Raw genomic sequence first — 24,898 nt, 5'->3', positions numbered from 1 at the left:
CCCGCCTCAAGGTCATGGCACGTCTCGATATTGCCGAGCGGCGGCTGCCACAGGATGGCCGCATCAAGTTGAAGCTGTCGCGCAACAAATCGATGGATATGCGGGTCAACACCCTGCCCACCATGTGGGGGGAGAAGATCGTTATCCGTCTGCTCGACTCCTCGGCGGCACGCCTCAATATCGAGCAACTCGGCTTTGACGACCGCCAGAAGGCGCAGTACCTGCGCGCCCTCTCCAAGCCGCAGGGGATGATCCTGGTGACTGGCCCCACCGGCTCGGGCAAAACGGTCTCGCTCTATACCGGCCTCAATATTCTCAACACCACCGAGGTAAATATCTCTACCGCCGAAGATCCGGTAGAGATCAACTTGCCCGGCGTCAATCAGGTGCAGGTCAACCCCAAGGCGGGGCTCACCTTTGCCAGCGCCTTGCGCTCCTTCTTGCGGCAAGACCCGGATGTGGTGATGGTGGGGGAAATTCGCGATCTCGAAACCGCCGAGATCGCCATCAAGGCGGCCCAGACCGGCCACCTGGTGCTCTCCACCCTGCATACCAACTCCGCCGCCGAGACCCTGACCCGGATGATGAACATGGGGGTTCCGGCTTTCAACATCGCCTCCTCGGTGACCCTGATCATGGCCCAGCGGCTGGCCCGTAAACTGTGCGACCACTGCAAGGCACCGGAAGTTGTGCCGGAAGCAGAACTGCTGGAGCTGGGCTTTACGCCGCAGCAGTTGGCGGCGGGGCTGCGACTGTTCAAACCGGTCGGCTGCAAGGAGTGTTCCGGCGGCTACAAGGGGCGGGTCGGCATCTACGAAATCATGTTGATGTCGGAGAACATCGCCAAATTGATCATGCAAGGGGCCAACTCCCTGCAAATCGCCGCTATCGCCCAGAAGGAAGGGATGCGTACCCTGCGCACCTCGGGACTGGAGAAGGCCCGGCTCGGGGTCACCAGTCTGGCCGAGGTCAACCGGGTCACCACCAACTGATCCGTGTGCGGAACGAACCGCCGGTTTGGTTGGCAGAGCCTATCGGTCGTTCACGAATACGGGACGGACGATAGTCAGGACAACGGAGTAATCAGATATTCAAGTAACTGGGCTGGCGCCAAGAAGGTACCACCCACCCTATCAGTCCCCCGCAGGCATCAAGCCAGTCGGGCACCTTGACCAGGTTGGTGACGTGCAGAGTCCGACTCTGACAACCAACCCCATTGCAGGATGCAAAGATGGCAACCCTAACGAAAAAGAACAATGCCCCCAAGAAAGTCTTCGCCTTCCGCTGGCACGGGGTAAACCGCAAGGGGCAGAAGGTCTCCGGCGAGCTGCAGGCCGACAGCATCAACACCGTCAAGACCGAACTGCGCAAGCAGGGGGTCAACGTCACCAAGGTAACCAAGAAATCCCAAGGGCTCTTCTCCAAGGGCGGCGCCAAGATCAAGCCGATGGATATCGCCATCGTCTCCCGTCAGATCACCACCATGCTCTCCGCCGGCGTACCACTAGTACAGAGCCTGCAGATCATCGCCCGCAGCCACGAGAAAGCCTCGATGCGCGAGCTGATGGGACAGATTGCCGCCGATGTGGAGACTGGCACCCCCATGTCGGAGGCGCTGCGCCGCCATCCCCTCTACTTTGATGATCTCTACTGCGATCTGGTGGAAGCCGGTGAGCAATCCGGTGCGCTGGAGACCATCTACGACCGTATCGCCACTTACCGGGAAAAGTCGGAAGCGCTCAAGTCGAAGATCAAGAAGGCGATGTTCTACCCCACCATGGTCATTCTGGTCGCCATCGTGGTCACCTCCATCCTGCTGCTGTTCGTCATTCCGCAGTTCGAGGATATCTTCAAGAGCTTCGGCGCCGAGCTGCCGGTGTTCACCCAGTTTGTTATCGGCATCTCCCGCTTTATGCAGAACTGGTGGTATGTCTTCTTTGGTGGCACGGCCCTTGGTATCTTCCTTTACGTGCGGGCCTGGCGGGCCTCCCAGAAGGTAAAAGACAATACCGACAAGTTCGTCCTCACCATTCCGGTGGTCGGGATGATCCTGCACAAGGCGGCGATGGCTCGCTTTGCCCGCACCCTGTCGACCACCTTCTCCGCCGGTATCCCGCTGGTGGATGCGCTGATTTCGGCAGCAGGTGCCTCCGGCAACTATGTCTATCGCACCGCCGTCATGGCCATTCGCAACGAGGTGGTGGCCGGTATGCAGATCAACGTGGCGATGCGCACCGTCGATCTCTTCCCCGACATGGTGATCCAGATGGTGATGATCGGTGAGGAGTCCGGTGCCATCGATGATATGCTCTCCAAGGTCGCCACTATCTTCGAACAGGAGGTGGATGATCTGGTCGATGGCCTCACCAGCCTGCTGGAACCCCTCATCATGGTGGTGCTCGGGGTGCTGGTCGGCGGTATGGTGATCGCCATGTACCTGCCCATCTTCAAGCTTGGCGACGTGGTAGGCTGATTTATCAGAGCATGGCACCACAGCCATGCCCTCCCCCTCATTCAATGACTGATGGTTGGTTATGACACTTCTTCTCGAGCTGGCTCACAGCTTGCCCTGGCTCTACTTCTCGCTGGTTTTTCTTTTCTCCCTCATGATCGGCAGCTTCCTTAACGTGGTCATCCACCGCTTGCCCATCATGCTGGAGCGGGAGTGGCAGGCCGAGTATCACGGCTACTTTTCCCCCGATGAGGAAGCCACTGCGCCTGAACGCTACAACCTGATGGTCCCCCGCTCCGCATGTCCTCACTGTGGCCACGCCATCACTGCGCTGGAGAACATCCCGCTGCTGAGCTGGCTCTGGCTCAAAGGGCGTTGCCGCGACTGTCAGGCTCCCATCTCGGCCCGCTATCCGCTGGTAGAGCTGCTGACCGCCCTGCTCTCGGTGGCCGTAGCCATGGTCATAACGCCGGGCTGGGGTACGTTGGCCGCCCTGTTGCTGACCTGGGTGCTGGTCGCCCTCACCTTCATCGATCTCGACAAGATGTTGCTGCCCGACCAGCTCACCCTGCCTCTGCTGTGGGGCGGGCTGCTGTTCAATCTGGCAGGTGGCTTCGCCCCCTTAGCTGATGCAGTGATCGGCGCCATGGCGGGCTATCTGGTGCTCTGGAGCCTCTACTGGGCCTTCAAGCTGCTCACTGGCAAGGAGGGGATGGGTTATGGCGACTTCAAGCTGCTGGCGGCGCTGGGCGCCTGGCTCGGTTGGCAGGCGCTGCCCATAATTCTGCTGCTCTCATCCCTGGTCGGCGCCGTGATCGGCATCAGCCTGATCGCCTTGCACAAACACCATCAGGGCAAGCCCATCCCCTTCGGCCCCTACCTCGCCATAGCGGGCTGGATCGCCCTGCTATGGGGCGATACCATCACCCGCTGGTATCTCTCTACCCTGCTTTGAGCAAGAGGCCCCCATGTATGTAGTTGCTATCACAGGTGGTATCGGCAGCGGCAAGACCACTATCGCCAATCAGTTTGCCGCGCTGGGTATCGAGGTGGTGGATGCCGATGTGATCGCCCGCGAAGTGGTCGAGCCGGGCACCCCGGCCCTTGCTGCCATCGCCGACCATTTTGGCCCTGATGTGATTGCTCCGAGCGGTCAACTCGACCGTCGCGCTCTGCGTGAGCGGGTCTTCAGCGACCCGCAGGCCAAGGAGTGGCTCAATGCCCTGCTTCACCCGCTTATTCGCAGTGAAATGCTGCGCCAGTGTGCCGCAGCCAGTTCTCCTTATTGCCTGCTGGTGGTGCCGCTGCTGGTGGAGAACAAACTCACCGGCCTCGCCAACCGGGTGCTGGTGATCGATGTGGATGAAGCCACCCAGATTGAGCGCACCTGTCGCCGTGATGGGGTATCAGCCGAGCAGGCCAAGGCCATCATCGCCGCTCAGGCGAGCCGGTCGGAACGTCTCGCTGCGGCGGATGATGTCATCGAAAACCACAATGGCAGCGAAATGGCGATTAAAACGCGGATTTTGGCGCTGCACGAGACATATCTGGCAATTGCCTCTCAACAAGGCCGCCAAGTGTGAGTACACTAGGCCGGTTTATGGCTGGCCAGGATTAGGCATGATTTACGATTTCCCCCTCAATGAAAAAAGCCGGACCTATCTTCGTCTGGAGTCCCTGTTTTCCCAGATCCGCGACAATCTGGAGAGTGAACAATCCTGGGCACATATCGCCTTCTTCAAGGGGCTGTTCGATCTGCAGGAGTTGCTGGAGCGTGGTGACCTGCGCGCCGACCTCATCAAGGATCTGGAACGTCTCGGCCAGCGTCTGAGCCACTGGGCCAGCCTGCCCGATGTCGATCTGGAGCAGATCAAACTGATGCAGCAAGAGAGCAGCCAGCTCTCTCGCAACCTGCTCAACTCGCCACGCCCGGGTGCCCGCCTGAAAGAGGATCGTCTGCTCGGCTCCATCCGCCAGCGCTTCTCCATCCCCGGTGGCCTGTGTGCCTTCGATGTGCCGCAGCTGCACCACTGGCTCGGTACCCCGGCCATCGCCCGTCACCAGCAGATGCAAGGCTGGCTGAGCGACATCAACCTGCTGATGAATGCCATCACCCTGCTGCTGCGCCTGTGGCGCGAATCAGGCAGCTTCAGTGAGCAGATTGCCAGCAACGGTTTCTTCCAGGACACCGCCGAGAGCGCCGAGCTGATCCGCATCAAGCTGCCGGGCAATCTGTTCTGCTACCCGACCCTGAGCGGCCACAAGAACCGCTTCGCCCTGCGCTTTCTGCCCACCGCAGAACAGCCGATTGGCGACGTGCCGTTCCAGCTCGCCTGCTGCTAAGGAGCGCTTATGGTCACCAAGGTAAAGTGTCCGACCTGTCAGAGCGAAGTGGAATGGGGCCCGCAGAGTCCGTTCCGACCCTTCTGCAGCAAGCGCTGCCAGCTGATCGATCTCGGCGAATGGGCCGATGAAGAGAAGCGGATCCCGGGGGAGATCAACCCGGACCTGCTGCCGGAGCCGGAAGAGGGCGATCAGTGGCTATAAGCCCCTGGTCACGCACCTCTTCAATATGAAAAAAGGGCCGATTGGCCCTTTTTTCATGCTTGTCAATTGCTACCGGCTCACGCCAGCAGACCCTGTAGCCGCGCGACAATCGGGCCATTGGCATCGGGGAAGTGGTAGTTGTTCAGCTCGGCCACCGGCACCCACAGACACTCCTGCCCCTCCTTGCCGAACGGCTCGCCGCTGAAACGGGTCACCTTCCAGATATCCAGCAATACCTGCTTCTCGGGGTAGTCGTGCTGCAGCTCCATGAAGGGGGCACAATCCAAAACCCGGATGCCGATCTCTTCCCACAGCTCCCGATCCAGCGCGGTGAGCAGATCCTCGCCCGACTCTACCTTGCCACCGGGAAACTCCCAGCGATCCCCCTGATGGCGATCGGAGGAGCGTCTGGCAATGAAGATATCGCCCCGTTCATTCTCGATGACGCCAACCGCCACCCAGATCCGTTTTTTCTGTTCCATCAATTACCTCTGTTCGCTTGTTGCCACCAATAACAAGGCGGGCACTTGGCCCGCCTGTTATGGCATAGCGTCGATCAGGTCAACTGACCGTGGCAGTGCTTGTACTTCTTGCCGGAGCCGCACGGGCAGGGATCGTTGCGACCGACCTTCTGCTCGTCACGAACGAAGGTGGTGTGCCCCTCTTCGCCTGCGGCCTGTTCATCGGCCAGCTGGCTCTCAGCGGCGGCGTGGGTATAGGTGCGGGGAGCGGCTTCCGCCTGCTGGCGTTGCTGCTCTTCCATCGCTTCCACATCACGCTCCTGGACCTGAACACGGCTCAGGATGCTGACCACGTCGCGCTTGAGGGTTTCCAGCATCTGGGTGAACAGATCGAAGGATTCGCGCTTGTACTCCTGCTTGGGGTTCTTCTGGGCGTAACCGCGCAGATGGATGCCCTGGCGCAGGTGATCCATGGCCGCCAGATGCTCTTTCCACAGACCATCCAGAGTTTGCAGCATCACCGCCTTCTCGAAGTTGCGCAGCACCTCTTTGCCGACCAGCTCTTCCTTGTGGGCATAGAGCTTGGTGGCTTCGTCCAGAATGCGCTCGCGCAGTTTCTCTTCATACAGCTTGTCATCTTCCGCCAGCCACTGTTGCAGCGGCAGATCCAGCGCGAAGTCCGCCTTCAGGCGCGCTTCCAGACCCGGCACGTCCCACATCTCTTCCAGAGACTGGGGCGGAATGTACTCGTCGATCACCGCGCCGTAGACGTCGTCACGGATAACGTGAATGGTCTCGGAGATATCATTGGTATCCAGCAGCTCATTGCGCTGCTCGTAGACTACCTTGCGCTGGTCGTTGGCAACGTCATCAAACTCCAGCAAGCTCTTGCGGATGTCGAAGTTGCGACCTTCCACCTTGCGCTGGGCGTTTTCGATCGCCTTGGTGACCCACGGGTGCTCGATGGCTTCGCCCTCTTCCATGCCCAGCTTCTTCATCATGCCGGTCACGCGATCGGAGGCGAAGATCCGCATCAGGGTATCTTCCATGGAGAGATAGAAACGGGAAGAGCCCGGGTCACCCTGACGACCGGAACGGCCGCGCAGCTGGTTGTCGATACGACGGGATTCGTGACGCTCGGTACCGATAATGTGCAGACCACCGGCGGCCAGCACCGCATCGTGACGCACCTGCCAGGCGGCTTTCAGCTCGGCAATCTGCTCGCTGGTCGGGTTCTCCAGCTTGGCAATCTCTGCCTGCCAGTTGCCGCCCAACACGATGTCGGTACCACGACCGGCCATGTTGGTCGCGATGGTCACCGCGCCAGTCTGACCGGCCTGGGCGACGATCTCCGCTTCCATGGCGTGGAACTTGGCGTTCAGCACCTTGTGCGGGATCTTCTCCTTGGTCAGGATGCCGGAGAGCAGCTCGGAGTTCTCGATAGAGACGGTACCAACCAGTACAGGCTGGCCCTTGGCCACGCACTGACGGATATCTTCGATGATGGCGGCATACTTCTCATTGGCTGTCAGGTAGACCAGATCGCCCATGTCCTTGCGCACCATCGGCTTGTTGGTCGGGATAACCACGGTATCCAGGCCATAAATCTGCTGGAATTCAAAGGCTTCGGTATCTGCAGTACCTGTCATGCCCGCCAGCTTGTTGTAGAGACGGAAGTAGTTCTGGAAGGTGATGGATGCCAGCGTCTGGTTCTCGTTCTGGATCTTCACCCCTTCCTTCGCTTCAACGGCCTGATGCAGGCCATCGGACCAGCGACGACCCGGCATGGTACGGCCAGTATGTTCGTCAACGATGACGATCTCGTCTTTCTGGACTATGTAGTCCACGTTGCGCTCGAACAGGGTGTGAGCACGCAGACCCGCATTGACGTGGTGCAGCAGGCTGATGTTGGAGGCGGAGAACAGGGAATCGTTCTCGTCCAGCAGCCCCTCTTTCTTGAGCAGCTCTTCCACGAATATCTGACCGTTTTCGGTCAGCAGGGCCTGACGGTTCTTCTCGTCTACTGTGTAGTGACCGTCGCCGGTGTACTCTTCGGTGTCTTCCTTGTCCTGCTTGACCAGCAGCGGGATCAGCTTGTTGACGCGGATATAGAGCTCTGAGCTGTCTTCGGCCGGGCCAGAGATGATGAGCGGAGTACGGGCTTCATCGATAAGCACCGAGTCCACCTCATCCACCAGCGCGTAGTTGAGCGGGCGCTGTACGCGCTGCTCCGGCGAGAAAGCCATGTTGTCGCGCAGGTAGTCAAAACCGAATTCGTTGTTGGTACCGTAGGTGATGTCGGCGGCGTAGGCGTCACGCTTCTGGGATGCGTCCATACCAGGCACGTTGCAATCGACGGTCATGCCGAGGAAGGCGAACAGCGGGCGGTTCGCCTCCGCATCACGCTTGGCCAGGTAGTCGTTCACCGTTACCACGTGCACACCACGGCCACTCAGGGCGTTCAGGTAAGCTGGCAGAGTCGCCGTAAGAGTCTTACCCTCACCGGTTTTCATTTCCGCGATGCGGTTGGAGTTCAGCACCATACCGCCGATCAGCTGCACATCGAAGTGGCGCATGCCAAACACCCGCTTGGAGGCTTCACGCACGGTCGCGAACGCTTCCGGCAGCAGCTGCTCCAGCGTCTCACCCTGCTCGATACGCTGACGGTATTCGGCCGTTTTGGCCTGCAACTCGGCATCGGACAGAGCCTCGAACTGCGGCTCCATGGCATTGATCTGTTTTACAATTTTGCGCAAAGCCTTGAGCGTTCTGTCGTTCCGGCTGCCGATAATCTTGGTAAGCAGTGTGCTAATCATGGGTACCAACTATTTCTGGTTATAAAAGCGTTCCGTCACTGGAACTGAAGAAAAAAACCTAACCCCGGCTGGCACTGAGAAAGCGTGCGGGGTTGACCTGACGACCATCTTTCAACACTTCGTAATGCAGATGGACCCCGGTCGCGCGACCGGTACGTCCCATCAAGGCAATCTTCTGACCCTGATCAACCAGGGTGCCCACCTCGACCAGCAACCTGGAGTTGTGGGCATAGCGGGTGACCAGGCCATTGCCGTGATTAATCTCCACCATATTGCCAAATTCCGGATGACGGCCCGCCCAGCTGACAATGCCGGGCCCGGTGGCCAGAATCGGGGTTCCGGGTTTGCCACGGAAATCGACCCCTTTGTGCATCTTGGCACGCCCGTTGAACGGATCGACCCGTCCACCAAACCCGGACGAGACCCAAACTCGCTCCTGTTTGACTGGCGTGCCGGAAATAAAACCGGCATCGGTGATATGGTGATTCATGATGAAAGATTCAAGTACCGACAGCTGCTCTTCGCGGCTGCTGAGCTGCTGGCTGAGGTGTTTCATCGAGGCTTGCAGCTCGTTGAGGCTCACTTCCAGATCTTCATCATAAGAAGGGCCGCCCATCGGGGGCAGCTCTTTGAAATTGAACTCGTCGGGATCGAGATCGGCCTGCTCGGTCAATCGCTCGCCGAGGGCATTGAGACGGCCAAGCTGGCCCTGCATGGTGCCCACCTGAGCAGCCAGCATTGCCAACTGTTCACGGGCTTCGTCGCCACTCTGGTCAACGGACTGTTGTTCGGCAACGGCAAGCGCCACTTCCAGCGCCTCCATTTTCTGGTGCCAGCTCTGCCAGAGCCAACCACCACCAAGGGCCAACAGGGAGAAGAGAATACCGCCGACCCAGGCCAGACGTTGTTTGGGCAGGTGCAACTTGCGTCGCTGCTTGCCGTGGAGGATCAGGGTAATGCTCATAGAAATCAGTCTGCTCGGTCAGGTGCGGCCAGGAGCCTGCACGGGAAATAAAACCGGGAGATAATCGGTATTAAAGGATGGAGTAAACAAATGACGGAACGTCGGTGCGGAGAGAGGACCGACGTTCCGTTGCACAGCTATCAGGCCAGAACCAGACCGTTATCGTAGTAAGCGATAGGCGCTTTGTCGCCCTCACCCTCGAAGGTCACCAGTTCCCAAGCCTCCTGCTCGGCCAGCAAGGCACGCAGCAGCTTGTTGTTCAGTGCATGTCCGGTCTTGTAGGCACGGAACTCACCGATGATGCTGCGGTTACACATATAGAGGTCACCGATCGCGTCCAGCATCTTGTGCTTGACGAACTCGTCCTCATAACGCAAACCGTCTTCGTTCAGCACCCGATAGTCGTCCAGTACCACGGCGTTTTCCAGGCTTCCGCCCAGCGCCAGGTTCTGGGAACGCAGGTACTCGATATCACGCATGAACCCGAAGGTACGGGCACGGCTGATCTCTTTCACGAAGGAGGCACCGGAGAAGTCCAGTACGCAACGCTGATTGCGCCCTTCAAAGACAGGATGCTGGAAATCGATCTCGAGATCCATCTTGAAGCCGTTGCGGTAGGGGTGGAATTCCGCCCACTTGTCGCCGTCTTCAACCCGGATGCTCTTCTTGATCCGCACAAACTGCTTGGCAGCATTCTGCTCACGGCTCCCGACTTCCTGCAGCAGGTAGATAAAGGGATGCGCACTGCCGTCCATCACCGGGATCTCGGGCGCGTCAACCTCAACGTAGAGGTTGTCGATCCCCATCCCGGCCAGCGCGGCGGAGAGGTGCTCAATGGTAGAGACACGGACACCGGCTTCATTGACCAGAGCGGTACAGAGCACGGTATCGCGCACCTGATCGGCATTGGCTGGCAGCTCCACCACAGGATTCAGGTCGGTACGCAAGTAAACGATTCCTGTGTTCACAGGCGCCGGACGGAACGTCATGGTGACTTTCCGGCCCGAATGCAGGCCGACACCAGTCGCCTGTACACTCGTTTTCAAGGTTCTTTGTCTAATCATGGGTGTACCCTAAACAGCTTAAAATCCGGACCAGATAGTCGTTGGCAGGCCATCTTAGCACATTCCTTGAACAACAAACAAACGAGAGCCATATGAGGCTTAGTCAGCTTGCTTGCGCAGGAACGCCGGAATATCCAGGTAATCCGGTTCACGACGAGCTTGCGGCTCGGCGTTGACCACCTTGGCCGGGGCTTCGTCCATCACGCGGCCTTGCATCATGTCGCTAACCAGCGGCTGACGCACCGGGCGCTCTTGCACCTGGCTGCTCTTGACCAGTGTGATGTCCGGCTTGCGCTCGGCACCGATACCGGTAGCAACCACGGTCACACGCAGTTCGTCGTGCATTTCCGGATCGATTACGGTACCCACAACTACAGTGGCGTTCTCGGAAGCGAAGGCCTTGACCGCGTTACCCACGGTTTCGAACTCTTCGATGGTCATGTCCATACCGGCAGTGATGTTGACCAGGATGCCACGGGCACCAGCCAGATCCACGTCTTCCAGCAGCGGGCTGGAGATGGCTTTCTCGGCCGCTTCTTCAGCACGGTCATCACCAGAGGCGGAACCGGTACCCATCATGGCGGTACCCATTTCGCGCATTACGGTACGCACGTCCGCGAAGTCGACGTTGATCAAGCCCGGACGGGTGATCAGCTCGGCAATGCCCTGTACCGCGCCAAGCAGTACATCGTTGGCCGCCTTGAAGGCATCCAGCAGGGAGATACCGCGACCCAGCACCTTCAGCAACTTGTCGTTGGGGATGGTGATCAGGGAGTCGACGTTCTTGGAGAGCTCCTCAATGCCGTGCGCGGCGAAGCCCATCCGCTTCTTCCCTTCAAAGGAGAACGGCTTGGTCACCACAGCAACGGTCAGGATGCCCATCTCGCGTGCCACTTCGGCCACGATCGGCGCAGCACCGGTACCGGTACCACCACCCATACCGGCGGCGATGAACACCATGTCGGAACCGGTCAGCAGCTCACGCAGCGCTTCGCGATCTTCCATGGCCGCATCACGACCCACTTCCGGATTAGCGCCGGCACCCAGACCCTTGGTGATGCCACCGCCGATCTGCAGGGTAGTGTTGGCGCTGGAGTTACGCAGTGCCTGGGCATCGGTGTTGACGGTAATGAACTCAACACCCTCAATATTTTGACGAACCATGTGTTCGACAGCGTTACCGCCGCCGCCACCTACACCGATCACTTTAATGACGGCTTCGTCAGTGTGGCTATCCATAAATTCAAACATGTTGTCTCTCCGCTTTATTTGCCTGACTCAGCAAAATTCTTAGAACTCGCCACGCAGCCAGTTGCTAACCCGTTTGACCAGGCCACCGACGCTTGCCTTGGCGGCATATTCTTTGTTGCTACCTGTGGCTTGATGGGTGCGGCCATATTGCAGCAACCCGACCGCAGTCGAGTACACCGGCGCCTGCACGTAATCACTCAAACCACGTATGTTCATGGGCTCTCCCACCCGGACCTGGCTCTGGAAGATCTGCTCTGCACACTCCACAATGCCTTCAATCTGGGCAGCGCCGCCGGTCAAGACCACACCGGCTGCCAGCTGATGCTTGACCCCCTGCGCTTTCAACTCGCTTTGTACCCGCACCAGCTCATCATTCACCATGGAGAGCAACTCGGTGTAACGGGGCTCAATCACTTCAGCCAGTGTCTGCCGTTGCAGGCTGCGCGCCGGACGACCGCCGACACTGGGGACTTCAATATTGTCTTCCTTGCTGACCAGACGGCCGAGGGCACAGCCGTAGCGCACCTTGATCGCTTCCGCGTCGAGCGGCGGCGTGCCGAAGGCGTAGGCGATGTCGCTGGTCACAGTGCTGCCAGCGTACGGGATCACCTTGGTGTGGCGCAGGGCACCGCCGGTAAACAGCGACATATCCATGGTGCCGCCACCGATGTCCACCACGCAGACACCCAGCTCTTTCTCGTCTTCGGTCAACACGGCATAGCTGGAGGCCAGCGCGGAGAAGATCAGTTGATCCACGCGCAAACCGACCTTCTCCACACACTTCTCGATGTTGCGAGCCATGTCGTTGTGGCAGGTGATCAGGTGAACCTTGGCTGCCATCCGCACACCGGAGAGGCCAACCGGATTCTTGATCCCTTCCTGATAATCGATGGCAAACTCCTGAGGCAGTACATGCAGCACACGCAGCTCATCGGAGAGGCGAACCGACTTGGCAGTGTGGATCACGTTGTCCACGTCTTCCTGAGTCACCTCTTCGTCGGAGATGGGCACCATGCCGGTCTCGTTGCGGCAGTCAATATGCTTGCCGGACAACCCCAGATAGACCGAGCTGATCTGGCAATCCGCCATCATCTCGGCCTCTTCCACAGCACGGCGCAGTGACTTGACCACGGAGTCGAGGTCGTTGACCCCGCCCTTCTCCATTCCGCGAGAAGCGTGACTGCCCATACCGATGACGTTCAGTTCACCGTCCGGCAATACTTCCCCGACCAGAACCGCCACCTTGGTTGTGCCGATATCCAGTCCGACAATCAAATTCCTATCTGCGGTGTTGGTCATGCACTTTCTCTTCGCTCTTCTTCCAGCCAACTGCCATTCCGGTGTCGTATCGAAGATCCACGTAGGCGACTTGCGCACGGGGTTCGATAACCGGGAAGGCATCGATAAACCGCTGCAGCCGGAGCGCAATGTCATTGCGTCCCAGGAACAGCTTGATATTGCCATCCAGGGTCAGTTCCCAGGCATGGCGGGGGGTCAGATTCACCCCCAGCAACTTGTATCCCTTGGCAGCCAGTTGCGACTCGTACTGCCGACTCTCTTTCAACACCCGGGCGGCCTGGTCATCCGGCCCTGACAGCTGCAACAGCGGCGTCTTGACCCGATCCGGGGCACTGAATACCTTGCCCTTGGTGTTGACGAAGCGGTTGCCATTCCAGCGCGCCGCCACATCTTGTTCCGTGAGGTAGATCTTGATCTTGTTCGGCCACTTCTTTCGTACCGAGACCGAGGCCACCCATGGCAGGGCATTGAGCCTTGCCTGCAATTCGTTGACGTCCAATTCGAAGAAGTTGCGCAGCTCGGCGCCATCCAGCACGGCCATCCGCAGCTCTTCGGTTTGCAAATACTGGTGTTGCCCCTGCAGCAACAGCTCGCTCATGGGCAACCGGTTGGCATCTGTCAGCCAACCTTTAACATCCAGCGCCGTCCGGTAGCAGCCCCATATCACCAGCAGGAAAAACGCTACCCCTGCGATGAAGCCACCCTTGGTGCGCCCCTGTGCCCTTGCCTCCACCCGATCGATCCCCGTGTCACGCGCTAAACCGGCCTTTGACAGACCGGTTCGCCATTATATAGGCCCCGGCTTGGCGGTCAAAATACTCATTGGGCCCTCAGGCGCCAGATTTCATGCTATCTATGCTCAATTTCATCTCTCCGAGACGACGGGCCAGTGCCCCGACGTTCCCGGCGCCTTGAGTCAGCACCAAATCCCCCTCGCCGATCAGGTCGGCCAGCACGGCTGGCACGTCATCTGGCGTGGCGACGAAGATGGGTTCCAGGTTGCCGCGCGAGCGAATGGAGCGGCACAGTGCCCGTCCATCAGCGCCCGGGATCGGCTCCTCACCGGCAGCATAAACCTCCAGCATCACCAGCACGTCTACCTTGGAGAGCACATCGGCGAAGTCCTCGTAGAGGTCGCGGGTGCGGGTATAACGGTGCGGCTGGAACACCATCACCAGACGCTTCTCGGGCCAACCGGCGCGGGCGGCGTTGATGGTGACCTTCACTTCGCTCGGGTGGTGACCGTAATCGTCCACCAGCATCGCCTTGCCGCGACCGGTTTCAAACTCGCCATACTGCTGGAAGCGACGACCAACCCCTTCAAATTTGGCCAGAGCAGAGATGATGGCCTCATCGCTAACACCGTCCTCTGTCGCGACAGCTATCGCCGCTGCGGCGTTCAATGCGTTGTGAATACCCGGCAAATTGAGGGTCACCTGCAGCTCACCCGCCTCTTTGCGGCGAACACGGAAGCAGCTGTGGTTGGTGGTCTGGACAAAATCCAGCACCTGCACATCGGCATCGTCAGAGAGACCGTAGGTCAAGGTCGGACGGGCAATCTCGGGCAACATGCCACGGATCACCGGATCATCGATGCAGACCACCGCCAGTCCGTAGAAGGGCAGATTGTGCAGAAACTCGATGAAGGTGGCCTTCAGCTTGGAGAAGTCACCGCCGTAGGTATCCATGTGATCCGCTTCGATGTTGGTCACGATAGAGACCATCGGCTGCAGATGCAGGAAAGAGGCGTCGCTCTCGTCCGCCTCAGCGATCAGGTAGCGGCTGCTGCCCAGTCGGGCATTGGTACCGGCACTGTTAAGCAGGCCACCGATGACGAAGGTCGGGTCGCGGTCGGCTTCGGCATAGATGCTCGCCACCAGACTGGTGGTGGTGGTCTTGCCGTGGGTACCGGCAATGGCGATGCCGTGACGGAAACGCATCAGCTCGGCCAGCATCTCGGCGCGGCGCACGACGGGGATGCGCAGTTCGCGAGCAGCCAGCAGCTCCGGGTTGTCCTGCTTGATGGCGGTAGAGACCACCACCACGCTAGCACCCTCGACGTGTTCGGCACTGTGGCCGACGAAGATGTGCGCGCCCAGTCCGGCCAACCGCTCGGTCACGGCGTTGCGAGCCAGATCAGAACCCGTTACCTGATACCCTTCGTTGGCAAGCACTTCGGCGATCCCGCCCATACCGGCACCACCGATACCGATAAAGTGGATGCGACGCACGCGGCGCATTTCGGGGATCACAGTACGCAGTTTTGCCAGTTCAACCTTGGTCATAATCGTCTCTTTAGTCTGCCGAAGGCCATGTGCCGTCAAAGCGCGGCTGCACGGCGGCATCAATACATACAGGTACAAGGCTGCACGGTGTCACCGCTGCAACCTTGCTCATCAATCTTTACCACGCAACCCGGTTGCGAGCTGTTTGCACTCATCGGCAACCCGCTCGGCCGCATCAGTGATGGCGACGCGGCGAGCCGCTTTCGCCATGTTAAACAGGGTCTCCCGGCGACCAGCCAGCCAGGTCAGCCGCGCCGCCAGCGATGCGGTATTCAGCTCGGACTGGGGCAGAAACTCGGCTGCACCGCCGTCGACCAGTGTCAGGGCGTTACGGGTCTGGTGATCATCCACCGCATGGGGCAGCGGCACGAAAATGGCGGCCACACCGGCGGCGGCCACTTCGGAAACAGTCAGCGCACCGGCACGGCAGACCACCAGGTCAGCCCAGGCGTAGGCGCTGGCCATATCCTTGATAAATTCGCTCACCTCGGCATTGATGCCGTGCTGGGCATAGGCAGCAGACACTGTCTCGGCATTGCCCTTGCCACACTGGTGACGCACTTCAATGGGCACGCCGGATGCCGCTACCGCAGCAGGTACCTGCTCGTTGAGCACCCGAGCCCCCAGACTGCCACCCACGATCAGCAGATGCAGTGGCTCATCCCCGCTGCGCAGTTGCGGATCCGGCAGGGCGACCACTTCGGGACGCACCGGATTGCCCACCACGGCGGTACGGCGGCTCGGCGCGAAGGCGCCCGGAAATGCCATCAAGACCCGCCTGGCGATACGGGCCAGCAACTTGTTGGTCATGCCTGCAGCAGCATTCTGCTCATGGAGCAACAACGGGATACCGGAGAACCAGGCCGCCACGCCACCCGGGCCGGAAGCAAAACCGCCCATGCCGAGCACCACATCAGGGCGAACGGTCTTGAGTACCTGACGCGCCTGCAGGATCGATTTGACGATGCGATAGGGCGCAACCAGCAGTCGCTTGATGCCGTTGCCACGCACCCCCTGAATATCGATGAAGGAGATGGGATAACCGTGGGCGGGCACCAGCTCCGCCTCCATCCGGTCGGCAGTGCCGAGCCAGTGGACAGTCCAGCCCTGGGCCTTCAGGCGATCGGCCACGGCCAGACCGGGGAACACATGCCCACCGGTACCACCTGCCATCACCAACAGAGTCTTGCTCACTAAACCTCCCGCACGCGCGCCTGGGCTGTCGCCTGACGCAACTCAAAATCGATTCGAATCAACATGCTCACCGCCACCGACATGATGATGAGACTGGAACCACCGTAACTGACCAGCGGCAGGGTCAAGCCCTTGGTTGGCATCATGCCGCTGGCCGCGCCGACGTTGACGAAGGTCTGGAAGCTGAACCAGATGCCAATGCCGATCGCCAGATAACCGTCATAGAGCCGCTCTGCCACCAGCGCGCGATGCCCCAGCTTGAGCGCCTTGACCGCCAGCGCAAAAATCAGGAACAGGGCGCCCAGCACCCCGACGTAACCCAGCTCTTCACCGAGGATCGCAAACACGAAGTCGGTGTGCGCTTCCGGCAGGTACTCCATCTTCTGGATGGAGTTGCCAAGCCCTTCGCCAAACCAGCTGCCACGACCAAATGCCATCAGCGACTGGGTCAACTGGTAGCCGCTGCCGAACGGATCGGCCCAGGGATCCATAAAGGAGGTCACTCGCCGCATCCGGTAGGGCTCGACGATGATCAGCATCACCACTGAGCCGAGGCCCGCGCCGATCAGGGTCAAAAACTGCCCCAATCGGGCACCGGCCAGAAACAGCATGCCAAACGAGGTAACGAACATCACCACGGTGGAACCCAGGTCAGGCTGCAACAGCAGCAAGACTGCCAGCACCCCGAACACAGCCAGCGGTTTCAGGAAGCCGATCCAGGCTTCGCGCACTTCGCTCTGGCGCCGTACAAGATAGCCGGCCAGATAGACAAACAGCGCCAGCTTGCCAAACTCGGCAGGCTGCAGGTTGAAGGGGCCAAGCGGCAACCAGCGCACCGCACCGTTGACGTTGCGGCCCACCAGCAGCACCAGCACCAGCATCAAGATCGCCAGCAGCAGCATGGGGCCGTTGTGCTGTTGCCAGCGCGCCATCGGCACCTGCAACACAAACCAGGAGATACCGAGCGCCATCACCAGAAACAGGGCGTGACGCTTCACAAACATGAAGGGGTCATCCCCCAGCGCAATCCCTTCGGGGATCGACGCCGAGGCCACGATGACCACCCCGACCGCCATCAGGGAGAGCGCCAGCAGTACCAGCTGCCGATCGTAGAGACCGGCAGGACGCGCCGGTAACAACCAGCGCTGGAACAGACCTGCTGCTGCGCGAAGGGCGTTCATAGCGCCAGCACCAGTTCAGCGGTAAGGCGATCACCGCGAACGTCGAAGGATGTGAAGAGGTTAAGCCCGTTCAGGCTGGCAAGGTAGGCGTTCATAGCATCTGTACCATCTCGGTGAAACGATCGCCGCGCACCTCGAACGACTTGAACTGATCGAGGCTGGCACAGGCTGGCGCCAGCAGCACCCAGTCACCGGGCTTGGCATCGGCCGCCGCTTTGGCAACCGCAGCGGCCAGGTCGGCCACCCGTTCGGTCTGCTCGCCCAGAGCCAGCAGCACCTCGGCATCCTGACCGAAGCAGTACATGTGATCGATCTGGTTACCCAGCAGTGCTTGGATCGGGCCAAAATCCTGTCCCTTGCCTTGACCACCGGCCAGCAACAGCAGGCGCCCCTTGACCGACTCGCGCACACCGGCAACGGCAGCCAGCGTGGCTCCCACGTTGGTGGCCTTGGAGTCGTTGATCCAGCGCACCCCGTTCACCTCGCGTACGAAGCGGGCACGGTGTGGCAAGCCTTCAAAGCGACGCAGCACGGTAAGCTGAGCCGCACGAGGAATGCCGACCGCATCACACAGCGCCATGGCGGCCAGCGCGTTGGCCTGATTGTGGGCACCGACGATCTTCATCTCGTCTACCGCCAGCAGTGGTTCACCGTGCAACGTCAACCAGTAGCGGCCATCCAGCAGGCAACGGCCATAGCCATTGCAGTCGAGACCAAAGCTCTGCCACACCTGACCCACATCGGGCAGGGTCTGGGCATCGTCACGATTGACCAGAATGTGTTTGGAGTGCTGATGGATCTCCATCTTGGCGGCGCGATAGTCGGCCATGCCCTGATAACGATCCATGTGATCTTCTGAGAGGTTCAGCACCACGGAGGCGGCAGCACGCAAACTGTGAGTAGTTTCCAACTGGAAGCTGGAAAGCTCCAGCACGCAGAGATCCATCGGCTGCTTGAGCAGCTCCAGCGCAGGCGTGCCGATATTACCGCCCACACCGACATTGAGACCGGCTTCGGCAATCATCTCGCCCACCAGGGTAGTGACGGTGCTCTTGCCGTTCGAGCCGGTGATGGCGATGACCGGGGTCTGGGTCTCGCGCACAAACAGCTCGATATCACCGACGATCTGCACGCCACACTCGGCAGCTGCTTTCAGTTCGGGGGTCGCCAGCGCGATACCCGGGCTCGCGACGATCATGTGCGCCAGCTTGAGCAGCGCCTCGTCGAGACCGTGAATGAGCTCTACCTCAGGCGGCAGTTGATCCTTGCCGGGCGGGTTGGCACGGGTATCCATCACCAATGGCGTCACGCCACGGCCGAGGAAGTAGTCGACGCAGGAGAGTCCGGTTTTGCCCAATCCGATGATGATGACCATGGCCTTACCTCACCTTCAGGGTGGCAAGACCCAGCAGCACCAGCACGAGGGTGATGATCCAGAAGCGCACGATGACGCGCGGCTCCGGCCAGCCCTTCTTCTCGTAGTGGTGATGGATCGGCGCCATGCGGAAGATCCGCACGCCGCGCAGCTTGTAGGAACCCACCTGCAGGATCACCGAGACAGTCTCCATCACGAAGACACCGCCCATGATCACCAGCAGGAACTCCTGACGGACCAGCACGGCGATGGTACCGAGCGCGCCGCCCAGTGCCAGGGAACCGACGTCCCCCATGAATACTTGCGCCGGATAGGTGTTGAACCAGAGGAAACCCAGACCTGCGCCGACGATAGCGGTACAGACGATCACCAGCTCGGAGGTATAGGGCACGTAGGGAATGTGCAGGTAGTTGGCAAAGTTGACGTTACCGGTGGCCCAGGCGATCAGGGCAAAGCCCCCCGCCACCATCACGGTCGGCATGATGGCCAAGCCGTCGAGACCGTCGGTCAGGTTGACCGCGTTGGAGGTGCCAACGATGACAAAGTAGGTCAGCACGATAAACATCAGGCCAAGCTGCGGCATCACATCCTTGAGGAAAGGCACCACCAGCTGGGTCTGCCCCTCATGGGTTGCGGTCGCATAGAGGAACACCGCCACCGCCAGCGCTACCGCGGATTGCCAGAAATACTTCCAGCGAGCGATCAGGCCGTCGGTATTCTTGCGCACCACCTTGAGGTAGTCGTCGGCAAAGCCGATGGCGCCGTAGGCACCCAGCACAAACAGCACCAGCCAGACATAGGGGTTGTCGAGGCGGCACCAGAGCAACACTGAAGTGAAAATCGCAGCAATGATCATCAGGCCCCCCATGGTCGGGGTGCCCCGCTTGCTGAGGTGGGACTCGGGACCGTCGTTGCGGATCACCTGACCAAACTTCAGGATCTGCAGGCGACGTATCAGGCGTGGCCCCATCCAGAGGGCAACCCCCAGTCCGGTGATGATCGACAGGATGGCTCGAAACGTCAGGTAGGAGAAGACGTTGAAGAAGGTGAAGTGCGGGGTGAGCAGTTCGGCCAGCCAGACTAGCATGTGGCTGACTCCTGACGGTCTTTGACCATCTCGACGATATCTTCCATGCGGGAGCCACGTGCCCCCTTGACCAGAATCGAAATTTCCTGATGTGTATTTATCATTTGCGCAAGCACTTCAAACAACGACGCCTTGTTATCGAAATGTCGGCCCGCCGCGGCATCTGCGGTGTGGCGACTATCTTCCCCCACTGTCAGCACGGCATCCAGACCGCACTCGCGGGCATGACGGCCAACCCGGGCGTGTTGCTCGGCAGACTCCTCACCCAGTTCCCGCATATCACCAAACACCAGCACCTTGAAGCCGCCCATGGCGGTCAGGGCATCGATGCCCGCCAGCACGGATTCCACGCTGGCATTGTAGGTATCATCCACCAGGGTCAGACCGCCCCAGCGCTGCACGCAGAAGCGCCCCTTGACCGGCGCCATCTGTTCCAGCCCCGCCTTGACACAGGCGAGGGATGCGCCGAGGGCCAGACAGCCCGCGGCGGCAGCCAACGCATTGGCCACGTTGTGGCGACCCGGGATCGCCAGAGTCAGGCTCAGCTCGCCTTGCGGGGTTACCATCACGAACTCGGCGCAGCCTCGCTCGTTGAGCACAAGGTTGCGCGCATGGAACGGCTGGCTCTGATCTTCGATGGAGAAAGCGCAGTGAATGCCGCGTTCCCGCCACTTCGGCCAGAATTCGTTGTCGGCATTGACGATGGCTGTGCCACCCTCGCTCAGCCCCTCAAAGATTTCGCTCTTGGCGTGGAACACCCCTTCCAGCGAGCCGAAGCCCTCCAGATGGGCCGCCGCCACGTTGTTGATGATGGCGGCATCGGGTTTGACCAGCGAGGTAGTCCAGGCGATCTCGCCCGGATGGTTGGCACCCAGCTCCATCACCGCAAACTTGTGCTGCGGCTCGAGGCGCAGCAGGGTGAGCGGCACGCCCACCTCGTTGTTGAAGTTGCCAGCGGTGGCCAGCACTTCCCCTTCGTTGCGCAGGATGGCGGTTGCCATCTCCTTCACCGTGGTCTTGCCGCAACTGCCGGTAATGGCCAGCACTTTCGGGTTGATGCGCTCGCGCACCAGTTTGCCGAGGCGACCCAGTCCTTTCAGACTGTCGGTCACCACCAGTTGAGGGATGGCCAGCGGCAACTCACGCTCGACCAGCAGGGCAGAGGCCCCTGCCTGAACGGCCTGCTCGCAAAAATCGTGGGCATCGAAGCGCTCGCCGCGCAGGGCAACGAACAGGGCACCCGCGCCCAGAGTGCGGGTGTCGGTACTGACGACGGTGATCTCGCCGTCGTCACCAATCAGACGGGCATTGAGTACCTGCGCCAGCTCGGCAAGCCTGAGGGTCATCATTTGAATGACTCCAATAATGTGTGCAAGGCGGCCGCAACGGTTTCCCGGTCGCTGTAGTGCCGCTTGTCGGTTCCAATGATCTGATAATCCTCGTGACCCTTACCAGCCACCAGGATGATGTCCTGTTTGCTCGCCTGACCGATGGCCAGCGCAATCGCCTTGACCCGATCGTGCTCGACCTGCACAGCAGCAGGATCGCGAAGACCCGCCACCATGTCGGCCATGATCCGGGCCGGCTCCTCGGTACGGGGATTGTCGTCGGTCAGGATCACGCGATCCGCATACTGCTCGGCCATGGCGGCCATCATGGGGCGCTTGCCGCGATCGCGGTCGCCACCACAACCGACCAGACACCAGAGCTGGCCTGTGCAGTGCACCCGCAGGGCTTGCAATGCCTTCTCCAGCGCATCCGGTGTGTGGGCGTAATCGACCACCGCCAGCGGCGTATCGCCACCGCCAAAGCACTCCATGCGACCGGTCACCGGTTGCAACTGAGGCGCTGTCGCCAGCAGCTCGTGGAAGTCGTAACCAAGCACCAGCATCACGCCCATCGCGGCCAGCACATTGCTGACGTTGAAGCGCCCGAGCAAGGGGGCGGATAATACACCATTCCCCCAGCTGGAGTTAATCTGCGCGCGAAAACCTTGCTGGTGAAAATCAAGCTGCTGCGCCGTTAATTGACGGCCAGAATGGTTTTCGATCGGACCATTAACGCTGAACGCCACCGCAGCCGGGTATTTCTCGAGCCACTTGGAACCCAGCTCGTCATCGCGGTTGATCACTGCATTCGACTCATCGACCAGTTGCAACAGCTGCTCCTTGGCGGCGCCATAGGCTTCCATGGTGCCGTGATAGTCGAGGTGATCCCGGCTCAGGTTGGTGAAAACGGCGGCTACAAAGGGCAGCGCGGCGACGCGGTGCTGCACCAGACCATGGCTGGAGACCTCCATCGCCACCAGATCCGCCCCCTGCGCTTGCAGCGCAGCCAGATTGGCTTGCACCTGCACGGCGCTGCCGGTGGTGTTTTCCGCTTCGATCAGGTTGCCGAACAGGCCGTTGCCGATGGTGCCCATCACACCCGCTTTGCCACCCAGCAGGGTGCGCCAGTTGGCGACCAGCAGTGCCGTAGTGCTCTTGCCGTTGGTGCCGGTGATCCCGACCAGATCCAATTTTTGGGCTGGCTGATCGTAGAAATAGCCCGCAAGAGCAGAGAGGTGAGCGGGCAGCTCCCGCATCCCGATACAGGGAACCGGAGTCGATGGTGGGATAAATTCACCATCCTCCTCAAACACAACAGCGGTCGCTCCCTGAGCCACCGCCTGTTCGATAAACCGTCTGCCATCCATCTGATGACCACGAATGGCCACGAAGAGCGAGCCGGGGCCAACCCGCCGACTATCCAGCTGGATATCGGTCAGGGTGAGCGCCGGCGCCTGGATACCGAAGGGGCGCAGTAATACATCAAGTGCGCGGGACAAGAGAAGCCTCCGTACGGGCAAGTTTGGTGGGCACCGCTGGCGGCACCGCATCGGGACGAATATTGAAGAGCTGCAGCACCCCGCCCATGGCCTCTGCAAACGGTGGGGTCGCCACGGCGCCGCCATAATAGGCGCTGCCTTTTGGCTCGTTGATCACCACCACCATGACGAAACGGGGATCACTGGCGGGTGCGAAACCGGCAAACCAGGCCATGTAATCCTTGCCATAGCCACCGGCGACGGCGACCTTGGCGGTACCACTCTTGCCACCGACCCGATAGCCCGGGATCTTGGCTTTTGGAATGGCGTTGTCGACCACATACTCCAGCGCCTGCAACATGGCAGCGGCGTTGTTGTGATCAATAACTTGCTCACCCTTGGGCGGCGTAGTCACCTTGACGATGGAGAGCGGCACCCGTTTGCCCTTGTTGGCCAGGGTGGCGTAGGCGGAAGCCAGCTGCAGCGGGGTGACCCGCAGGCCATAACCGAACGAGAGGGTCGCCCGCTCGATATCGGACCAGCGACGACGCTGGGGCAACATGCCGCTACTCTCGCCCATCAGCCCGCTGCCGGTATCCATGCCGAAACCGAACATGCTGAGGGTATTGATCATCTCCTGCGCCGGCATCCGCAGCGCAATGCGCGACATACCAATGTTGGAGGAGTAACGCAGGATATCGTAGAGGTTGGTCGCCTTGTGGATACTGACGTCCTTGATCTGCTTGGCACCGATAAAGAGCGGCCCACCGGGAATGAAATCCTTCCAGCTGGTGACACCTGCCTGCAAGGCACTGAGCAAAATCAATGGCTTGACGGTCGAACCCGGCTCGTAGGTATCGGTCACCACCCGGTTGCGTACCCGGAAGCTCTGATACTGGCCTCGGTTGTTCGGGTTATAGGAGGGGGTGTTGACCATGGCGAGCACTTCACCGGTCTTGATATCCAGCATCACCATGGAGCCGGAGGTCGCCTTGTTCTCGTCGGTGGCCCGCTTGAGGGCACGATAGGCCAGAGCCTGCACCCGCTGATCGATACTGAGCTGCAGATCGTTGGCGTTCTTGCCCTCTTTGACGATGCCAAGCCGCTCGATGACGCGCCCCTGACGATCCTTGCGCACCCGCATTTCGCCGGGTGTCGCCGTCAGCCACTCGTTGTAGCTGCGCTCAATCCCTTCAATACCGCTGCCATCGATGTTGGTCACCCCCACCAGATGGGCACTGATTTCGCCGGTCGGGTAGAAGCGGCGTGCTTCGGGGCGCAGGTAGACGCCGCCCAGCTTGAGCCCCTTGATATATTCCGCCACAGCGGGAGTCACCTGACGCTGCAGATAGACGAAGCGCTTGCTGGGGTTGGCGATGCGGTGTTTGAGGGTATTGATGTCGAGCTTGAGCACGGCGGAGAGCGCCAGCCAGGCTCGCTCATTATTGATGGCACCGGATTCGTGTACTGTCTTGGGATCGGCCCAGACCGCCTCGACCGGTACCGAAACCGCCAGCTGCTCGCCGTTGCGATCGGTGATCATGCCGCGCACCGCCTGGGTAGAGGTGGTTCGCAGGGAGCGCATGTCCCCTTCCTGACGCAGACGATCCGGATTGATCACCTGGATCCAGGCCAGACGCAGGATCAGACCCACAAACGCGATGCCGATAAACACCGCAAGCGTACGAAAGCGCCATGGATAGATCGATGGCGCTTTGACATTCGCTTTGGCAGCTTTGGCTGTAGCCTTGCGTTTCATGGTTGGGTAATTACCTTCTCGGTGGTCACCAGCGGACGACCCATCTGCAACTTGTCCATCGCCAGACTCGCCACCCGGGAGTGTTCAGCCAGGGTGCCCTGTTCCAGCAACAGGTGGCGCCATTCGATATTGAGGCGATCCTCTTCCGCCATCAGATCGTTCTGCTTGGCCGTCAGACCACGGGTCATGTTGGTCACCAGGATCACGGCAAACGCGGTAACCAGCACGGTGACCGACAGAAGAATCTGCAGCTTGTGCCGCCAGAGATCGGCAACGATCTCCTTGGCCAGATGAACACGCACTTCGCTCATCGCTTACTCCGCCAACCGTTCGGCAACCCGCAGCACCGAGCTGCGT

21 protein-coding genes and 1 pseudogene are annotated in these 24,898 nt (G+C 60.2%); 6 read left to right on the top strand and 16 right to left on the bottom strand.

Features of this window, described 5'->3' with window-relative positions:
• The 6 genes and pseudogenes from tapB to yacG all read left to right on the top strand — a co-directional run.
• A pseudogene (gene tapB / locus AACS18_RS23430) lies at positions 1 to 992 on the top strand (PilB family type IVa pilus assembly ATPase TapB); the annotation flags it as partial.
• Positions 993 to 1,231: 239 nt separating this feature from the next.
• Entirely contained in the window at positions 1,232 to 2,473 is a 1,242-nt protein-coding gene (locus AACS18_RS12200) for a type II secretion system F family protein (protein ID WP_108612405.1), read from the top strand.
• Positions 2,474 to 2,534: 61 nt separating this feature from the next.
• Complete coding sequence (locus AACS18_RS12195; RefSeq protein WP_108612404.1) at positions 2,535 to 3,407, top strand: prepilin peptidase; 873 nt, start codon at positions 2,535 to 2,537, stop codon at positions 3,405 to 3,407.
• A gap of 13 nt (positions 3,408 to 3,420) precedes the next feature.
• On the top strand, positions 3,421 to 4,035 hold the full coding sequence (gene coaE, locus AACS18_RS12190; protein WP_108612403.1) for a dephospho-CoA kinase: 615 nt from the start codon (positions 3,421 to 3,423) through the stop codon (positions 4,033 to 4,035).
• A 37-nt stretch (positions 4,036 to 4,072) separates the two neighbouring features.
• Positions 4,073 to 4,795, top strand: a complete 723-nt coding sequence (zapD, locus tag AACS18_RS12185; RefSeq protein ID WP_181363272.1) for a cell division protein ZapD — start codon at positions 4,073 to 4,075, stop codon at positions 4,793 to 4,795.
• A 9-nt stretch (positions 4,796 to 4,804) separates the two neighbouring features.
• Positions 4,805 to 4,999: a DNA gyrase inhibitor YacG gene (gene yacG / locus AACS18_RS12180; protein WP_005336142.1), complete on the top strand. Its 195-nt coding sequence runs from the start codon at positions 4,805 to 4,807 to the stop codon at positions 4,997 to 4,999.
• Between the two features lie 77 nt (positions 5,000 to 5,076).
• Here the strand turns inward: yacG and mutT are convergent, their stop codons facing one another.
• The 16 genes from mutT to ftsL form a co-directional block, all read right to left on the bottom strand.
• Positions 5,077 to 5,481: an 8-oxo-dGTP diphosphatase MutT gene (gene mutT / locus AACS18_RS12175; RefSeq protein ID WP_042053534.1), complete on the bottom strand. Its 405-nt coding sequence runs from the start codon at positions 5,479 to 5,481 to the stop codon at positions 5,077 to 5,079.
• A gap of 74 nt (positions 5,482 to 5,555) precedes the next feature.
• Positions 5,556 to 8,276 (bottom strand): preprotein translocase subunit SecA, encoded by a 2,721-nt coding sequence (gene secA, locus AACS18_RS12170; protein ID WP_005336144.1) that lies wholly within the window; start codon positions 8,274 to 8,276, stop codon positions 5,556 to 5,558.
• Positions 8,277 to 8,334: 58 nt separating this feature from the next.
• Complete coding sequence (locus AACS18_RS12165) at positions 8,335 to 9,240, bottom strand: M23 family metallopeptidase (RefSeq protein ID WP_042058684.1); 906 nt, start codon at positions 9,238 to 9,240, stop codon at positions 8,335 to 8,337.
• Between the two features lie 140 nt (positions 9,241 to 9,380).
• Positions 9,381 to 10,304: a UDP-3-O-acyl-N-acetylglucosamine deacetylase gene (lpxC, locus tag AACS18_RS12160; RefSeq protein WP_108612401.1), complete on the bottom strand. Its 924-nt coding sequence runs from the start codon at positions 10,302 to 10,304 to the stop codon at positions 9,381 to 9,383.
• A 99-nt stretch (positions 10,305 to 10,403) separates the two neighbouring features.
• Complete coding sequence (gene ftsZ / locus AACS18_RS12155) at positions 10,404 to 11,555, bottom strand: cell division protein FtsZ (RefSeq protein ID WP_005336147.1); 1,152 nt, start codon at positions 11,553 to 11,555, stop codon at positions 10,404 to 10,406.
• A gap of 39 nt (positions 11,556 to 11,594) precedes the next feature.
• Positions 11,595 to 12,854, bottom strand: coding sequence for a cell division protein FtsA (gene ftsA, locus AACS18_RS12150; protein ID WP_005336148.1), 1,260 nt, complete (start codon positions 12,852 to 12,854; stop codon positions 11,595 to 11,597).
• Entirely contained in the window at positions 12,835 to 13,587 is a 753-nt protein-coding gene (locus AACS18_RS12145) for a cell division protein FtsQ/DivIB (RefSeq protein ID WP_005336149.1), read from the bottom strand. Before AACS18_RS12145 ends, ftsA begins: the two co-directional genes overlap by 20 nt.
• A gap of 97 nt (positions 13,588 to 13,684) precedes the next feature.
• Positions 13,685 to 15,139, bottom strand: coding sequence for a UDP-N-acetylmuramate--L-alanine ligase (murC, locus tag AACS18_RS12140; RefSeq protein WP_005336150.1), 1,455 nt, complete (start codon positions 15,137 to 15,139; stop codon positions 13,685 to 13,687).
• A 111-nt stretch (positions 15,140 to 15,250) separates the two neighbouring features.
• Positions 15,251 to 16,333, bottom strand: coding sequence for an undecaprenyldiphospho-muramoylpentapeptide beta-N-acetylglucosaminyltransferase (gene murG / locus AACS18_RS12135; protein WP_108612400.1), 1,083 nt, complete (start codon positions 16,331 to 16,333; stop codon positions 15,251 to 15,253).
• The gene (gene ftsW, locus AACS18_RS12130) at positions 16,333 to 17,514 is read right to left on the bottom strand and encodes a cell division protein FtsW (protein ID WP_005336154.1); all 1,182 of its coding nucleotides are present in this window, start codon (positions 17,512 to 17,514) and stop codon (positions 16,333 to 16,335) included. The genes murG and ftsW overlap by 1 nt, the downstream gene beginning before the upstream one ends.
• Positions 17,515 to 17,605: 91 nt before the next feature.
• Positions 17,606 to 18,889 (bottom strand): UDP-N-acetylmuramoyl-L-alanine--D-glutamate ligase, encoded by a 1,284-nt coding sequence (gene murD / locus AACS18_RS12125; RefSeq protein WP_108612399.1) that lies wholly within the window; start codon positions 18,887 to 18,889, stop codon positions 17,606 to 17,608.
• A 4-nt stretch (positions 18,890 to 18,893) separates the two neighbouring features.
• On the bottom strand, positions 18,894 to 19,976 hold the full coding sequence (gene mraY, locus AACS18_RS12120; protein WP_005355120.1) for a phospho-N-acetylmuramoyl-pentapeptide-transferase: 1,083 nt from the start codon (positions 19,974 to 19,976) through the stop codon (positions 18,894 to 18,896).
• Positions 19,970 to 21,325: a UDP-N-acetylmuramoyl-tripeptide--D-alanyl-D-alanine ligase gene (locus AACS18_RS12115; RefSeq protein WP_108612398.1), complete on the bottom strand. Its 1,356-nt coding sequence runs from the start codon at positions 21,323 to 21,325 to the stop codon at positions 19,970 to 19,972. Before AACS18_RS12115 ends, mraY begins: the two co-directional genes overlap by 7 nt.
• Entirely contained in the window at positions 21,322 to 22,854 is a 1,533-nt protein-coding gene (gene murE / locus AACS18_RS12110) for a UDP-N-acetylmuramoyl-L-alanyl-D-glutamate--2,6-diaminopimelate ligase (protein ID WP_108612397.1), read from the bottom strand. The genes AACS18_RS12115 and murE overlap by 4 nt, the downstream gene beginning before the upstream one ends.
• Positions 22,787 to 24,541 (bottom strand): peptidoglycan glycosyltransferase FtsI, encoded by a 1,755-nt coding sequence (locus tag AACS18_RS12105; protein ID WP_005336163.1) that lies wholly within the window; start codon positions 24,539 to 24,541, stop codon positions 22,787 to 22,789. Before AACS18_RS12105 ends, murE begins: the two co-directional genes overlap by 68 nt.
• On the bottom strand, positions 24,538 to 24,852 hold the full coding sequence (gene ftsL, locus AACS18_RS12100; RefSeq protein ID WP_108612396.1) for a cell division protein FtsL: 315 nt from the start codon (positions 24,850 to 24,852) through the stop codon (positions 24,538 to 24,540). Before ftsL ends, AACS18_RS12105 begins: the two co-directional genes overlap by 4 nt.
• Between the last annotated feature and the right edge of the window lie 46 nt (positions 24,853 to 24,898).

Origin of the sequence: Aeromonas sp. HMWF015, from assembly GCF_963878965.1 — a bacterium.
Lineage (GTDB): Bacteria > Pseudomonadota > Gammaproteobacteria > Enterobacterales > Aeromonadaceae > Aeromonas > Aeromonas veronii.
Note: the sequence above shows the minus strand (reverse complement) of the source record. Positions and strands in the feature narration are given on the sequence as shown.